Below are 14,949 nucleotides of genomic sequence, written 5' to 3' on the forward strand. Positions count from 1 at the left end.
CCGCCTGTCTGCGCACACACGATCCGGCTGTGCGATCTACCCTGGCAATCATGATCGAGTGTGCGCACGTTCCGGGGTTGCCGCGCCCCGAGCCGGAGCCGCTGGCCGTCACGTGCCCGGACTGCGAGGCGGCGGGCAGTCATCCGGTGCAGCTGCGCATGTGTTTGGTGTGCGGCAACGTGGCCTGCTGCGACTCCTCGCCGTACCGGCACGCGACGGCGCACTTCGAGCGGACGGGGCACGCGGTGATGCGCAGCTTCGAGCCGGGGCAGACCTGGCGTTGGTGCTACGTGGACAAGCACATCGTCTGAAGGGGTGCTGCGCGGGGCCCGGGCTAGCATGCAGGCATGATCCGTACCGCCACGCCGGCCGACGTGCCGGAGATCCACGCGATGATCCGCGAACTCGCGGAGTACGAACGGGCGCTGGAGGAGGCACAGGCCACCGAGGAACAGCTGCGCGAGGCGCTGTTCGGTCCGGAACCCGCCGTGTTCGCCCTGATGGCGGAGAGTGACGAAAAGCCGGGCGAGGCGCTCGGTTTCGCGCTGTGGTTCCGGAACTTCTCGACGTGGACGGGTACGCACGGTATCTATCTCGAAGACCTTTACGTACGGCCGCACGCGCGGGGCGGCGGGTACGGAAAGGCGTTGCTCGCGGAGCTCGCCCGGATCTGCGTCGAGCGCGGCTACCGCCGTTTCGAGTGGTCAGTGCTGGACTGGAACGCCCCGTCGATCGCGTTCTACAAGTCCATCGGGGCGCAGGCCATGGACGAATGGACCGTGCAACGACTTACCGGCGAACCGCTCCGGGCTCTTGCGGCGCTCGCGCAGAGTGACGAAAATCCGAGCAAGCGGCCCAACGAGCCGTCCTCGCTTTCGAATTGAGACCGCAGACCTCTAGCCACTGTCCGTACTCATGGGTTTACCATGAGTGACAGTCGTGGGCCTGCGGCGCGGAACCGCAGATCGCGATAGCGTCTCAGCCGGACCATGTGCCGCCCCGACCCGCACCGGCCTTCACCGGACCGCGCGGGACCGGCGCTCAACTCAGCTCAATGAGCTTGTGCCACCTTGGAGGTGAGGGTGTCCCCCATCGCAGGCGAGCCTGGGACGACCCAGGACTTCGTGGAAGTCCGGCTGCCCGCCGCAGGTGCCTACCTGTCGGTGCTGCGGACAGCGACGGCCGGCCTCGCGGCCCGGCTGGACTTCACCCTCGACGAAATCGAGGACTTGCGCATCGCCGTGGACGAGGCCTGCGCCATCCTGTTGCAACAGGCCGTGCCGGGCTCCGTCCTCAGCTGCGTCTTCCGGCTCGTGGGGGACGCCCTGCGGGTGACCGTCTCGGCACCCACCACCGACGGCCGTGCGCCCGAGCGCGACACCTTCGCCTGGACGGTGCTCTCCGCCCTGGCCGGAGAGGTGGACTCCACCGTCGCGGAGGACCGTACGGTCAGCATCAGCCTGCACAAGAAGCGCGGCGCCGGCCCCGGACAGCCGTGACGGAAGAGGGGGCTCCGTGAGTACTGCGTCACCGCGGGGAGTGCGCACCCCGGCCATCCCGCAGCAGCCTGCCCGGCCGCATCCGGAGGACCTCGATCCGGAGCGTCCCGGCCCGCAGGGCCCGGACCCCGGTCCGGACCAGGCCAGCGACCCTTCGGAGCGGGCGGACCACATGGATCAGCAGCAGCGCCGGCAGCGGAACCCGCACCCGGATCCGCACGACCGCAGCGGAGCCCGGGCCCTGTTCGTCGAGCTGCGCGCGCTTCCCGACGGCTCGCCCGAGCGCGCCGAGCTGCGCAACCACCTGGTGCGGATGCACCTGCCCCTGGTCGAGCACCTGGCCCGGCGCTTCCGCAACCGCGGCGAGCCGCTGGACGACCTCACCCAGGTCGCCACGATCGGGCTGATCAAGTCCGTGGACCGGTTCGACCCCGACCGCGGGGTGGAGTTCTCCACGTACGCCACGCCCACCGTCGTCGGCGAGATCAAGCGGCACTTCCGCGACAAGGGCTGGGCGGTGCGGGTGCCGCGCCGGCTGCAGGAGCTGCGGCTGTCGCTGACCACGGCCACCGCCGAGCTCTCCCAGCGGCACGGCCGCGCCCCGACCGTCCACGAGCTGGCCGAGCACCTGTCGATCTCCGAGGAGGAGGTGCTGGAGGGCCTGGAGTCGGCCAACGCCTACAGCACGCTCTCCCTGGACGTGCCGGACACCGACGACGAGTCCCCGGCGGTCGCCGACACCCTCGGCGCGGAGGACGAGGCGCTGGAGGGCGTGGAGTACCGCGAGTCCCTCAAGCCGCTGCTGGAGGACCTGCCGCCGCGCGAGAAGAAGATCCTGCTGCTGCGCTTCTTCGGCAACATGACCCAGTCCCAGATCGCCCAGGAGGTCGGCATCTCGCAGATGCACGTCTCCCGGCTGCTGGCCCGCACCCTCGCCCAGCTGCGGGACCGCCTGCTGATCGAGGAGTGAGGCGCCTTCCTGTCCCGCGGCACCACGGCGCGCCCCGTAAGGGGCGCGGGGAACTGCGCGACAAGCCACGACGCGCCCGCAGAGGGCATACCGTGCTGCGCCCGGACCGGGGCGGCACGTCGGCCGCAGGCCGCCGGCGGCCGACCGCGCCCCTTTACGGGGCGCCCCTTACGGGGCGCTGCGCGGCCCGGCGCCCAGCGCCTCGGCCGCCGCGGGGCTGACCAGCAGCACGAGCACGGCCACGGCCGCGGCTGCCAGCGCCACCGCCCCGGCGATCAGTGCCCCGCCGCCGTTGAAGAGCGTCCAGGCCACCGGCAGCGCCATGATCTGCGTGATCACGGCCGGGCCGCGGCTCCAGCGGCGCAGCAGCCACAGCCCGCGCGCCGCCAGCAGCGGCAGCACGGCCAGGGCCAGGACGGTCAGGCCGCCCGTCTCCGCCTGCTGCGGGCTGTCGGGGCGGCCCAGCAGGCCCATGACGAGCATGGCGGCGCCCGCGGCGAACAGGGCCAGGCCCTCCAGGCCGACCAGCGCCGCCGCGGCGGTCAGCCGGGCGGGCCGGGGGCCCGGGGAGGCCGCACGGGTGGCGGGGGCGGCGGGGGCGGCGCCCTTCCGGGGGTTTTTCGACGCGGACTGCTTGCTGCTCACCCGATGCAGGGTAGCCGTACCGGCGTCCGGAAAGCCCGGCCTGGGATGGGTGGTGTACCGACAGGTAGGTAGGCTGAAGCGCATGCGTGCGCTTCTTGTGGTCAATCCTTCGGCCACCACCACCAGTGCCCGTACGCGTGACGTCCTGGCGCACGCGCTGGCCAGCGACCTCAAGCTGGACGTCGCGACGACCGAGTACCGGGGGCACGCGCGGGACCTGGCCCGCAGAGCGGCCGAGAGCGGGACCATCGAGCTGGTGGTCGCGCTCGGCGGCGACGGCACGGTCAACGAGGTCGTCAACGGCCTGCTGCACGCCGGCCCCGACCCGCAGGGCCTGCCTCGCCTGGCCGTCGTGCCGGGCGGCTCCACCAACGTCTTCGCCCGGGCCCTGGGCCTGCCCAACGACGTCGTGGAGGCCACCGGCGCCCTGCTGGACGCGCTGCGCGAGGGCTCGGAGCGCACGGTGGGCCTCGGCCTGGCGGCCGGCACGCCCGGCACCGAGGACGAGGGGGTGCCCGAGCGCTGGTTCACCTTCTGCGCCGGCTTCGGCTTCGACGCGGGGGTCGTGGGCCGGGTGGAGCAGCAGCGCGAGCGCGGCAAGCGTTCGACCCACGCCCTGTACGTGCGACAGATGATGCGCCAGTTCCTCGGGGAACCGAACCGCCGGCACGGCACGATCACCCTCGAACGGCCGGACGAGGAGCCACTCGAGAATCTCGTCATGTCGATAATCTGCAACACCGCCCCGTGGACCTACCTGGGCAACCGCCCGGTCTACGCGGCGCCGCAGGCGTCCTTCGACACCGCCCTTGACGTGCTCGGATTCACCAAGCTGTCCACGGTGACCGCCACCCGCCACGCGCTGCAGCTGCTGGCCTCGACGCCGGAGCGCGGGCCGGAGGGCAAACACGCTGTGTCACTGCATGACCAGACCTCCTTCACCTTGCATTCGCAGGCCCCCCTGCCGTTCCAGATGGACGGCGACCACCTCGGGCTGCGGTCGAGCGTGACGTTCACAGGCGTTCGCCGTGCACTGCGTGTGATTGTGTGAGTGCGAGGGACCAAAGTCCTTACAGTCGAACGTTTAGACTGGGTTCCACCCCCTGGAATGACGGCTGTGACCTAGCCGACACCGAGGAATCAAAAAAAACTTTCCGGAAGGGGTTGTATCCGTCGCCGAGGTTTGCGAGTCTCTTCCTGGCGATCGGGACAGCCCGCCATCAAGGCTTCCCCGGAGAGCCCGAACCCCCTCCTTTTCCTCCCTGGACCACACCAGCGTGCAGCTGGGCGTCGGCCCTTCCCTTGCGAGGGGATTCGTGAAAGCGTTCACATTCACAAGCCACGTAGCCGTAACACGAGGAGATGGAGCAGCCATGGACTGGCGTCACAACGCCGTTTGCCGCGAGGAAGACCCCGAGCTGTTCTTCCCCATCGGCAACACCGGTCCTGCGCTGCTGCAGATCGAGGAAGCCAAGGCCGTCTGCCGTCGCTGCCCCGTGATGGAGCAGTGCCTGCAGTGGGCGCTCGAGTCCGGCCAGGACTCCGGCGTCTGGGGTGGTCTCAGCGAGGACGAGCGCCGCGCCATGAAGCGCCGTGCCGCCCGCAACCGGGCGCGCAACGCGACCGCCTGACGAGGACCCCTTTCGGCCCCCGAGCCGCAGCGCGCAGTACCCCCCACGGTGCGCTAAGCACACAGTGCATACAACGCTTTGAGCCCGGTCGCTCTCGTTCGAGAGCGACCGGGCTCAGTGCTGTGCGGGGCGCGGTGCGGGACCGGTCAGTGCTTCTCGGCCCGGACGGGGAGGTCGAGCACGACCCTGGTGCCCCGTTCGGCGGCGGGCACCATGTCGAACGTCCCGCCCAGCTCCCCCTCGACGAGGGTGCGCACGATCTGCAGACCGAGGTTGCCCGCGCGCTGCGGGTCGAAGCCCGCGGGCAGGCCGCGGCCGTCGTCCTGCACGGAGATCAGCAGCCGGGCGTCCCGGCGGGTGCCGCCGCGCACCGCGGTGACCTCGACCGTGCCCTGCTCGCCCGGGCCGAAGCCGTGCTCCAGGGCGTTCTGCAGCAGCTCGGTCAGCACCATCGACAGGGGGGTGGCGACCTCGGCCTCGAGTATCCCGAAGCGGCCGGTGCGCCGGGCGGCGACCCGGCCCGGGGAGATCTCCGCGACCATGGCGAGCACCCGGTCGGCGATCTCGTCGAACTCCACCCGCTCGTCGAGGTTCTGCGAGAGGGTCTCGTGGACGATCGCGATCGAGCCGACCCGGCGGACCGCCTCCTCCAGCGCCTCCCTGCCCTCGGCGGAGCCGATGCGGCGGGCCTGCAGGCGCAGCAGGGCGGCCACGGTCTGCAGGTTGTTCTTCACCCGGTGGTGGATCTCCCGGATGGTGGCGTCCTTGGTGATCAACTCGCGCTCGCGGCGTCGCAGTTCGGTCACGTCGCGCAGCAGCACGAGCGAACCGATGTGGCTGCCCTTGGGTTTGAGCGGGATGGCGCGCAGATGGATGACCCCGTCGTTCGCCTCAACCTCGAACTCGCGCGGGGCCCAGCCGCTGGCCAGCTTGGCCAGGCCCTCGTCGACCGGGGCCCGGGAGGGCGCCAACCGGGCGGTGGTCTCGCCCAGATGGTGGCCGACGAGATCGGCGGCCAGCCCGAGCCGGTGGTACGCGGAGAGCGCGTTGGGGCTGGCGTACTGGACGATGCCGTCGGCGTCCAGCCGGATCAGCCCGTCGCCGGCCCGGGGCGAGGCGTCCATGTCGACTTGTTGATCGGGGAACGGGAAGGTGCCGGCCGCGATCATCTGCGCGAGGTCGGAGGCGCTCTGCAGGTAGGTGAGCTCCAGCCGGCTGGGCGTGCGGACGGTCAGCAGGTTGGTGTTGCGGGCGATGACACCCAGCACCCGGCCCTCCCGGCGCACCGGGATGGACTCCACCCGCACGGGGACCTCCTCGCGCCATTCGGGGTCGCCCTCGCGCACGATCCGGCCCTCGTCGAGGGCGGCATCCAGCATGGGGCGGCGGCCGCGCGGCACCATGTGGCCGACCATGTCGTTCTGGTACGAGGTCGGGCCGGTGTTGGGGCGCATCTGGGCGATGGAGACGTACCGCGTCCCGTCCAGCGTCGGCACCCACAGCACGAGGTCGGCGAAGGAGAGGTCGGAGAGCAGCTGCCACTCCGAGACCAGCAGATGCAGCCACTCCAGGTCGGAGTCGTCGAGGTCGGTGTGCTGGCGTACGAGATCGTTCATGGAGGGCACGCCAGCGAGCCTACCCGGGGCGGCGGGCGGCGGGATTTCCCGTCCGGACCACCCGATGGGGGAACTCCCATGGACAGCGGCGAATGGTCTAGTCCACAATGAAACGGCAAAGTCTTCCGCCCCCTCCGCACAAGGGAGGCGGAACGAGGCCGGCCCGCGCCACGCGCGGCACCCCGGCCTCCGGCCGGCCCGTCGGGCCGCGGGGCCCGCACACCCCGCGCCACCCACCGGCCGGTGTCGCTCCGGGCTGCGGTGCCCGCTGGGTCGAGGGTCCCGGCAGGCGCCGCGGCCCGTAGTCGTATCCGGGCCGTATCCGGGACCACATTGGGGGCCGTACGGGCTCCCGGTCGTACGGGAGGCGTTCGAGGCGCTCTGCTAAATTGGTCTATACCACACCCCTCTTGAGATCGGCAGGCCCAGCGTGGAAGTTGTCATCGTCCCGGACGCCAAGGCAGGCGGCGAGCTCATCGCCGAGGCCATGGCCGCTCTGCTGCGCCGCAAGCCCGACGCCCTGCTCGGGGTTGCCACCGGTTCCACCCCGCTGCCCGTCTACGAGGCGCTCGCCGCCAAGGTCCGCGGCGGCGCGGTCGACGTCTCCCGCGCCCGCGTCTGCCAGCTCGACGAGTACGTGGGGCTGCCGGCCGACCACCCCGAGTCCTACCGCTCGGTCGTCCTGCGCCAGGTCGTCGAGCCGCTCGGGCTGACCGCACAGTCCTTCATGGGCCCCGACGGCAACACCGCGGACGTCCCGGCCGCCTGCGAGGCGTACGACCGCGCCCTGGCCGAGGCCGGCGGGGTGGACCTGCAGCTGCTCGGCATCGGCACCGACGGGCACATCGGCTTCAACGAGCCGTGCTCCTCGCTCGCCTCCCGCACCCGGCTCAAGACGCTCACCCACCAGACGCGCGTCGACAACGCCCGCTTCTTCGACGGCGACATCGAGCAGGTGCCGCACCACGTCATCACCCAGGGCATCGGCACCATCCTGGAGGCCCGTCACCTGGTGCTGCTGGCGACGGGCGAGGGCAAGGCGGAGGCGGTGGCCCGCTCCGTCGAGGGGCCGGTCTCCGCCTTCGTCCCGGCCTCGGCCCTGCAGCTGCACCCCCACGCGACGGTGGTCGTCGACGAGGCCGCGGCCTCGAAGCTGAAGCTCGCGGACTACTTCCGCGCCACGTACGCGGCCAAGCCGGCCTGGCAGGGGCTGTAGGAGCAACGGCGCACCGGTGGCCCGGCGCCCGTCAGGAGGCGGGGGTCGGGCCTTCCAGGTGCTCGCTGATCCACTCGATCGGTCCGGCGTCCATGCCCCGCAGGTACGTCGCGCCGTTGTGGGTGCCGCCCTCGATGACGTTCAGCTTGGTGTGGACCGGGCCCTTGTCGCCGTACGTCGCGATGAACTTCGTGACGTCGCTGATCATCTTCTTGTTCTCCTTGGTCCCGTACTGGAACGCCAGGTAGACGTCGGGGCCCTTGCGGGCGATCAGCTCCTTGGCCAGGACCTCGGGGTTGTTCTGCTGCCGCTCGGTCTCGTGCCCCTTCCACAGCGGGGAGTCGGGCACGATGTCGGGGCCGGAGGCGATGACGGCCTTGAACTTGTCCGGCTTCTGCAGCACGGACTTCAGGCCCACGAATCCACCGGTGGAGGAGCCCATGAAGGCCCAGCCGTCACGCGACTTCAGCGTGCGGAAATTCGCCTTCATGAGGTCGGGGACGTCCTCCGTCAGCCAGGTGCCCATCTTGGGCTGGCCGGGGATGTCACTGCCGTCCCAGTAGATGCCGCCGTCGTCCGGGCCCGGATTGAGGATCGGCATCGCCAGGAGGAAGGGCTTGCTCTTCCCCTCCTGGTACCACTTGGTGATGCTGCCCTCCAGGGAGAGCTTGTCGTTGCCGAACTCTCCGAACGCCCAGTAATTGCCGTCGTGGCCCGGGCCACCGGGCAGGGCTATCAGCACGGGGAAGCCGCTCTTGGCGAACTTCGGGTCCATGTATTCCTTGGGCGCCCAGACCCACACCTTGCCCTTGAAGCCCGACTTCCCGCCGGTGATCGACACGACGCTGACCTGCGTGCCGTCGCTCATCGTCTTGGCGTTGCGGAAATCGGCCTTCGGGCCTGTGGGCAGCAGCGTCTTCGAGTCGGCCGGCTTTCCGCCCTTGCCGTCGGTCGCGCCGCCGCCCTGGTCGTAGCTGACCGGGGCTCCCTCGTCGGTGAAGGGGGGTATCTCGAAGTAGCTCATCACCGGCCAGGCGACCAGTCCGAGCGCGACCACCGACGCGCCCGCGACGATCCAGCGCCGTGCACGGGTGGCACGGCGCCGGCCCCGTGACTGGTACGGCGCGGTGGACGGCGGATGCGTCGTCGGGGGTGTGTTCACACGTGCTCCAGCTGCCGGCCCGAGAGGGCTGCTGCCCGAAGGCAGTAACGGATGTTCCGTCCGGGAAGACGGACCATGCCGAGCTGCAGGTTCCCTCGTCCGGGTGCTTGACAAAAGTCTAGTCGGAGCAGCGATGTGATGAACGGGGCCAGGCGCCCCTACGGGGCGCTGCATGACCCGCCGGACACGGCCTACCGCACCCCCGCCAGGACCTCCGCGGCGGCCGTGCCGCACACGCGCGCCGCCCCGTGCGTCGCCACGTGCACCGCACCGCGCGGCGCGGCCCGCGGCACGCCCATCTCCACGACCACCGTCTCCGGCCGGGCCGCCAGCAGCGCGTCCAGCGCCCGGCCCATCCAGCCGTGGCGGTGCTCGTCGCGCACCACGGCCACGATCCGCCGCTCACCGGCGTCCGCCAGCACCTGCTCGGCGCCGTCGTCCTCGGGACCGTACGTCAGCGTGGTCGTCCCCGGCAGCAGCCGCGCCAGCTCCGCACCGACGCCCCACGGCGTCTCGTCGCCCACGGCGATGTTGGCCACCGGGGTGAAGGCCGCCACGTGCGCGGGCTGCGTCAGCGGCGCGAACCCCGCGGACGGGGTGACCCGCAGGGCCCGCCGCGCCGCGACGAGCCCGATGCCGGGTGCGGGCGCGGTCCCCTCCCCCGCGCCCGCACCCGTACCGGTGGTCCAGCGGCCCAGCGCCCGTACCCGGGCGGCCGCGTCGGCGAGGCGCTCCTCGGCCAGCTCGCCGGCGCGCACCGCCGCGACGAGCGCGTCGCGCAGCCGCAGCACGGTGGCCTCGTCGGCCAGCCCGCCGCCGACGCAGATCGCGTCCGCGCCGGCCGCCAGGGCCATGACGCTGCCGCGTTCGATCCCGTAGGTGGCGGAGACGGCGGCCATCTCCATGCCGTCGGTGACGATCAGCCCGTCGAAGCCGAGCCCGCCGTCGGCGACGGGTGCGCGCAGCAGGCCGTGCAGGGCGGCGGGGCTGAGGGTGGCCGGCAGGGCGGGGTCGAGGGCGGGCAGCAGGATGTGTGCGCTCATCACGGCCCTGGTGCCGGCGGCGACGGCCGCGCGGAAGGGCACCAGCTCCCGGGTGCGCAGGGTCTCCAGGCCGGCCTCGACCCGGGGCAGGTCGTGGTGGGAGTCGACGGCGGTGTCGCCGTGGCCGGGGAAGTGCTTGGTGCAGGCCGCGACCCCGGCGGACTGCAGCCCCTCGACGTAGGCGGCGGTGTGCCGGGCGACGAGGTGCGGGTCGGCGCCGAAGGACCGTACGCCGATGACGGGGTTGTCGGGGTCGGAGTTGACGTCGCCGGAGGGCGCCCAGTTGAGGTTGACGCCGCACTCGGCGAGCCGCCGGCCGAGCTCGCGGGCGACGGAGCGGGTCAGCTCGGTGTCGTCGACGGCGCCGAGGGCGAGGTTGCCGGGGAAGGAGGAGCCGGTGCGCACCTCCAGACGGGTGACGTCGCCGCCCTCCTCGTCGATGGCGACGAGCACGTCCGGGCACTCGGCCCGCAGCCGGGCGGTGAGCGCGGCCAGCTGCCCGGCCGAGGCGATGTTGCGGCCGAAGAGGCCGACGGAGCACAGTCCTTCGCCGAGCCGGCGCAGCAGCCAGTCGGGGGCGGTGGTGCCGGTGAAGCCGGGCTGCAGGACGGTGAGGGCGTCGCGGGTGAGCGTGCCGGCGGGGGCGGGTGCGGTCATGTCGGTGGTCATGTCGGTCTCCTAGCCCTTCACTGCGCCGGAGGTGAGCCCTCCGACCGCCTTGCGCTGCAGGATGACGAAGAGGACGAGGATCGGTACGGCGAAGAGCGAGGAGGCGGCCATGGTGGCGCCCCAGTCGTCGCCGAAGGTGGTGCGGAATCCGGTGATCCACAGCGGGAGCGTCTGGGCGCCCGGGTCCTTGTTGAGGATGAGGACCATCGGGAATTCATTCCACACGGTGATGAAGCCGAACAGCGACGTGGCCATGACGCCCGGCGCCAGCAGCGGGAAGATCACCTTCCGGAATGCCTGGAGGCGGGTGCAGCCGTCGACCATGGCGGACTCCTCCAGCTCCTTGGGCACGGCGGCGACGTAGCCGCGCAGCGTCAGGACGGTGAAGGGCAGCACCATGACGGTGTAGATGGCGATGAGCGGCGGCAGGCTGTTGAGCATGTCCGCGTCGCGCACGATCATGTAGTACGCGATGGTCATGACCTCCCAGGGGGCCATCTGCGCCATCATCATCACCAGGACGAAGCCCTTGCGGCCCTTGAAGCGCATGCGCGCGACCGCGAAGGACGCCAGCAGTGCGATGACGAGCGAGAGCCCGACGGCCACCAGGGTGACGGTCAGGGAGTTGCCCACGAACGTCCAGAAGCCGTCCGCCGCCACCGCCCTGTCGAAGTGCCCGAAGGTGGGGCTGGTCGGGAACCAGACCGGGGTGTCGCTGACGATGTCCTTGTTGGCCTTGAAGGCCGTGGCGAACATCCAGTAGACGGGGAAGGCGAAGACGACGAACAGGACGCACGCCGTCACGGGCGGCCAGATCCGGCCGATCAGCGAGCGCCTCACAGCTCGTCCTCCTCTTGCTTGAGCACCAGGCGCAGGTAGTAGGCGGTCAGGCCCAGCAGGATCACGATGGTCAGGATGGAGATGGCGGCGCCCATGCCGAAGTGCTGGCTGCCCATGCCCTCGGCGAAGGCGTACACCGGCAGGGTCTCGGTGAGCCGGTCGGGGCCGCCCTCGTTGATGGCGAAGACCTGGGTGAAGGCCTTGAAGACCCAGATGACCTCCAGGAAGGTCGTGGCGAGGAAGAAGGGCTTGAGGAAGGGGAAGGTCACGGAGGTGAACTTCTTCCAGGTGCCCGCGCCGTCCAGGGAGGCCGCCTCGTACAGCTCCTTGGGGATGGTGGTCGTCGCCGCGTAGAGGTTGATCGCCACGAAGGGGATCGACTGCCAGACGATCAGCACGGTGATGACGAAGAACGTGGACAGCTGTCCGCTGGTCCAGTTGTAGCCGGCCATGGAGTGCCAGCCGAGGGCATCGAGCAGGTAGTTGACGACGCCGAAGCGCTGGTCGAACAGCCACTGGAAGACGGTGGTCGCGGCGACGACCGGCATGGCCCAGGCCAGCACCAGGCCGAGCGAGAGCAGCAGGCGGGCCTTGCCGCCCAGCCGGGCCAGCAGCAGGCCGATCAGGCAGCCGAGCACCATGATCAGGGCGACGTTGGCGGCCGTGAAGACGACCGTCCGGCCGGTGACGTGCCAGAACTCGCTGCTGCGCAGCACGTCGGAGTAGTTGTCGAGGCCCGTCCACTCGGTGACATGCCGGATCAGCTGGCGCTTGTTGAGGTTCTGCAGGGACAGCAGGCCGTTCTTGACCATCGTCCAGCCCAGCAGCAGCACGGTCAGCGCGACGGTGGGCAGGATCAGCAGGTACGGCACGCTGCCGGCAGCGCGCTCACGGCCGCGGCGGGGCGGCGGCGCGGTGCCCTTGCCGGTCCGGGGCGCAGGCGCGGTGGCCGGCACCTCCTCGATCTGCGCTGACATCGTCGTCCGCCTTCTCCCTGTGGACCTGTGGAACGGTGGTGCGTGGCTCGAGGCCCGGGCCGGGGCCCGGGCCCGATGCGCTGCCCTACTGCTTCTGGCTGAGGCGCTTGTTCATCTCGGCCTCGACCTGCTGGGCGGCGTCGGCCGGGGACTTTCCTTCGAGGACGGCCGTCATGTACGCCTTGATCGGGTTGGGCGCGTTCTCGACGTTGGCCCACTCGGGGATCAGCGGCGTGGTGCCACCGCCCTTGGCGGCCGGCGCGGCGGCCTCGGCGGCGGCGTTGCCCTTGACGTTGGTCAGCAGCGCTTCCTTGTTGGGGATCGAGGCGACCTCCTTGGCGAGTGCCGCCTCGTTCTTGTCGGAGAGCGCGATCTTCAGGAACTCCTCGGCGAGGTCCTTCTTCTTGCTGCCCTCGGCGACGGCGAGGTTGGAGCCGCCGAGGAAGACGCCCTCGGGCTTGTCGGCGCTCTCACCGGGGATGGTGAAGTAGCCGATCTCCTTCTCGATCTGCGGGTTGGCCTTGATCGCCGTCTGGGCCTCCCAGCCCATGCCGATGAACGCGCCCGTCTTCCCCTTGGCGAAGATGTCGGCCTGCTGCGGGGTGGCCTCGTCCTTGTCCTTGGGGGCCTTGCTGAAGGCCTGGTACTGCTTGTAGATCTCCATGGCCTTGGCGACCTTGGGGTCGGCGAGGTTGGAGACGTACTTCTTGCCGTCCTTCTTCACCAGGTCGGCGCCGGTGCCGATGGTCAGGCCGTCGAAGAAGTACCAGTTCTGGCCGGGAAGGTAGAGCGGCTCGGCGTCGCCCTTCTTCTGGATGGCCTCCAGGTCCTTGAAGAACTCCTCGCGCGTCTTCGGCACGTCCTTGATGCCGGCGTCCGCCCAGATGCGCTTGTTGTAGATGACCACGCGGCTGGCGGCGTACCAGGGGGCGGCGTACTGCTTGCCCTCGAAGACGGCCGCCTTGTTGAGGGACTCGGTCCAGCCCGCGCCGATCTCCTTCTTCAGGTCGTCGAGCTCGGCGAGGCCGCCGGTCTGGGCGTAGGAGGGGGTCTGGGTGTTGCCGATCTCCAGGACGTCCGGCGGGTTGGACTCGGAGAGGGCGGTGGTGACCTTCTGCTGGATCCCGTTCCACTTCTGGACCTGGATGTCCAGCTTCGCACCGGTCTTCTGTTCGAACTCGGCCTGGACGGCCTTGGTCCAGCCCGGCGGATTCGAGCCATCCATGAACCAGACGGTGAGGGTCTTGCCCTTGGAACCGTCGGCGGCCTTCTCCTTGTCACTGTCGCTGGACCCACAGGCAGCAACACTCACCAGCATGGCCGCGACACCCGTCGCCGCTATGAGCCCTCGCTTCACGGCACTCTCCCTCAAGGACCGACTGTGGTCTTTAATGGTTTAGACCAGTGCCCGCAGCTTGGCCTAGACCTTTTGGGGTGTCAAGGGTGTATAAGAGTCGCCTCGGCTCCGTTACCGGACCGACACCTCGGCACCGGCCGGGGGCAGCTCCGGCCGTCCCGGGCCATGCCCGTGCCACCATGTGACCGCTACGGACGGAGGAGCCGGTGACGGCAGCAGGACCATCGGAGTCGGGAAGGCACGCCATGGCGACCGAGGGCGGTACGGCGGAGAGCGGCGGCGCGGGAGGCGCGCGGACCGCGCGCATTCCCAAGTATTACCGCCTCAAACGGCACTTGCTGGACATGACCGAAACCATGCCCCCCGGCACCCCCGTGCCCCCCGAACGCACCCTCGCCGCCGAGTTCGACACCTCGCGCACGACCGTGCGCCAGGCCCTGCAGGAGCTCGTCGTCGAGGGCCGGCTGGAGCGCATCCAGGGCAAGGGCACCTTCGTGGCCAAGCCCAAGGTCTCCCAGGCCCTCCAACTGACCTCCTACACGGAGGACATGCGCGCCCAGGGCCTGGAGCCCACCTCGCAGCTGCTCGACATCGGCTACGTCACCGCCGACGACCGCCTCGCCGCGCTCCTGGACATCACCGCCGGCGGCCGCGTCCTGCGCATCGAACGGCTCCGGCTGGCCAGCGGCGAACCGATGGCCATCGAGACCACCCACCTGTCGGCCAAGCGCTTCCCGGCCCTGCGCCGCAACCTGGTCAAGTACACCTCGCTCTACACCGCGCTGGCCGAGGTCTACGACGTCCGCCTCGCCGAGGCCGAGGAGACCATCGAGACCTCCCTGGCCACCCCCCGCGAGGCCGGTCTGCTCGGCACGGACGTGGGCCTGCCCATGCTGATGCTCTCCCGCCACTCGCTGGACGCGGAGGGCAACCCGGTGGAATGGGTGCGCTCGGTCTACCGCGGGGACCGCTACAAGTTCGTGGCCCGCCTGCGCAGGCCGGCGCAGGAGTGAGGCCCTCGGCGTAAAGGAGGGCTAAGGGGCCGGGGGCCCTTCATGACCATTCGATGAGCGTTCCGCAAACATGCACGCACGGTGGCGTCCGGTGTCAGTGGGCCCTCGTAGCCTGTGGCCATGTCCTGCAACACGCTCACGCCCCCGACCCCGGAGCAGCTCAACGCCGAGATCCGCACCTTCCTGGCCGCCCGCACCGGACGCACCCTCACCAGCGCCGAGCGCGACGTCTACGAACGGCTGCGCACGGCCTGGCTCGCCGCCGGCCGCCAGGCCCACCGCGGCCGCTGAACCCAGCGCGTACGGTATCG

At 70.7% G+C, this 14,949-nt stretch carries 16 protein-coding genes; 9 read left to right on the forward strand and 7 right to left on the reverse strand.

Going from position 1 to position 14,949, the window contains the following annotated elements; genetic code table 11:
* Positions 1-50 precede the first annotated feature (50 nt).
* The 4 genes from AB0K17_RS00770 (at position 51) to AB0K17_RS00785 (ending at position 2,469) form a co-directional block, all read left to right on the forward strand.
* Complete coding sequence (locus tag AB0K17_RS00770) at positions 51-311, forward strand: UBP-type zinc finger domain-containing protein (RefSeq protein ID WP_344437253.1); 261 nt, start codon at positions 51-53, stop codon at positions 309-311.
* Positions 312-347: 36 nt separating this feature from the next.
* Positions 348-884, forward strand: a complete 537-nt coding sequence (locus tag AB0K17_RS00775; protein WP_365965286.1) for a GNAT family N-acetyltransferase — start codon at positions 348-350, stop codon at positions 882-884.
* A 198-nt stretch (positions 885-1,082) separates the two neighbouring features.
* The gene (locus AB0K17_RS00780) at positions 1,083-1,499 is read left to right on the forward strand and encodes an anti-sigma regulatory factor (protein ID WP_126915983.1); all 417 of its coding nucleotides are present in this window, start codon (positions 1,083-1,085) and stop codon (positions 1,497-1,499) included.
* Positions 1,500-1,515: 16 nt separating this feature from the next.
* Entirely contained in the window at positions 1,516-2,469 is a 954-nt protein-coding gene (locus AB0K17_RS00785) for an RNA polymerase sigma factor SigF (protein ID WP_365965287.1), read from the forward strand.
* A gap of 168 nt (positions 2,470-2,637) precedes the next feature.
* On the opposite strand, the gene AB0K17_RS00790 is transcribed toward AB0K17_RS00785, so the two are convergent.
* Positions 2,638-3,114, reverse strand: coding sequence for a hypothetical protein (locus AB0K17_RS00790; protein WP_365981668.1), 477 nt, complete (start codon positions 3,112-3,114; stop codon positions 2,638-2,640).
* Between the two features lie 82 nt (positions 3,115-3,196).
* Here AB0K17_RS00790 and AB0K17_RS00795 point away from each other — a divergent pair, with 82 nt between their 5' ends.
* Positions 3,197-4,165, forward strand: coding sequence for a diacylglycerol kinase family protein (locus AB0K17_RS00795; RefSeq protein WP_365965289.1), 969 nt, complete (start codon positions 3,197-3,199; stop codon positions 4,163-4,165).
* A 322-nt stretch (positions 4,166-4,487) separates the two neighbouring features.
* Positions 4,488-4,745, forward strand: a complete 258-nt coding sequence (locus AB0K17_RS00800) for a WhiB family transcriptional regulator (protein WP_004937597.1) — start codon at positions 4,488-4,490, stop codon at positions 4,743-4,745.
* Positions 4,746-4,891: 146 nt separating this feature from the next.
* On the opposite strand, the gene AB0K17_RS00805 is transcribed toward AB0K17_RS00800, so the two are convergent.
* Positions 4,892-6,361 carry a histidine kinase N-terminal domain-containing protein gene (locus AB0K17_RS00805; RefSeq protein ID WP_365965360.1) on the reverse strand — a complete coding sequence of 490 codons (1,470 nt, stop codon included), beginning with the start codon at positions 6,359-6,361 and terminating at the stop codon, positions 4,892-4,894.
* Positions 6,362-6,791: 430 nt separating this feature from the next.
* On the opposite strand from AB0K17_RS00805, the gene nagB reads away from it, so the two are divergent.
* Positions 6,792-7,577: a glucosamine-6-phosphate deaminase gene (gene nagB, locus AB0K17_RS00810; RefSeq protein WP_365965290.1), complete on the forward strand. Its 786-nt coding sequence runs from the start codon at positions 6,792-6,794 to the stop codon at positions 7,575-7,577.
* Positions 7,578-7,608: 31 nt separating this feature from the next.
* Here nagB and AB0K17_RS00815 read toward each other — a convergent pair whose 3' ends face one another.
* From AB0K17_RS00815 to AB0K17_RS00835, 5 genes are all read right to left on the reverse strand, one after another.
* Positions 7,609-8,739 carry an alpha/beta hydrolase-fold protein gene (locus AB0K17_RS00815; RefSeq protein ID WP_365965291.1) on the reverse strand — a complete coding sequence of 377 codons (1,131 nt, stop codon included), beginning with the start codon at positions 8,737-8,739 and terminating at the stop codon, positions 7,609-7,611.
* A gap of 191 nt (positions 8,740-8,930) precedes the next feature.
* Positions 8,931-10,451 carry a glycoside hydrolase family 3 N-terminal domain-containing protein gene (locus AB0K17_RS00820; RefSeq protein ID WP_365981669.1) on the reverse strand — a complete coding sequence of 507 codons (1,521 nt, stop codon included), beginning with the start codon at positions 10,449-10,451 and terminating at the stop codon, positions 8,931-8,933.
* Positions 10,452-10,460: 9 nt separating this feature from the next.
* On the reverse strand, positions 10,461-11,291 hold the full coding sequence (locus AB0K17_RS00825) for a carbohydrate ABC transporter permease (protein WP_365981670.1): 831 nt from the start codon (positions 11,289-11,291) through the stop codon (positions 10,461-10,463).
* Positions 11,288-12,268, reverse strand: coding sequence for a sugar ABC transporter permease (locus tag AB0K17_RS00830; RefSeq protein WP_365965294.1), 981 nt, complete (start codon positions 12,266-12,268; stop codon positions 11,288-11,290). The genes AB0K17_RS00825 and AB0K17_RS00830 overlap by 4 nt, the downstream gene beginning before the upstream one ends.
* An 85-nt stretch (positions 12,269-12,353) precedes the next feature.
* Positions 12,354-13,625, reverse strand: coding sequence for an extracellular solute-binding protein (locus AB0K17_RS00835; protein ID WP_365965295.1), 1,272 nt, complete (start codon positions 13,623-13,625; stop codon positions 12,354-12,356).
* Positions 13,626-13,870: 245 nt separating this feature from the next.
* Between AB0K17_RS00835 and AB0K17_RS00840 the strand changes: the two genes are divergently transcribed.
* The gene (locus tag AB0K17_RS00840; protein WP_365965296.1) at positions 13,871-14,638 is read left to right on the forward strand and encodes a GntR family transcriptional regulator; all 768 of its coding nucleotides are present in this window, start codon (positions 13,871-13,873) and stop codon (positions 14,636-14,638) included.
* A 120-nt stretch (positions 14,639-14,758) separates the two neighbouring features.
* A complete protein-coding gene (locus AB0K17_RS00845; RefSeq protein ID WP_365981671.1) occupies positions 14,759-14,929 on the forward strand; it encodes a hypothetical protein in 171 nt (56 codons plus the stop codon).
* Positions 14,930-14,949 lie beyond the last annotated feature (20 nt).

This window comes from Streptomyces sp. NPDC049585 (assembly GCF_040675615.1).
GTDB lineage: Bacteria > Actinomycetota > Actinomycetes > Streptomycetales > Streptomycetaceae > Streptomyces > Streptomyces luteosporeus.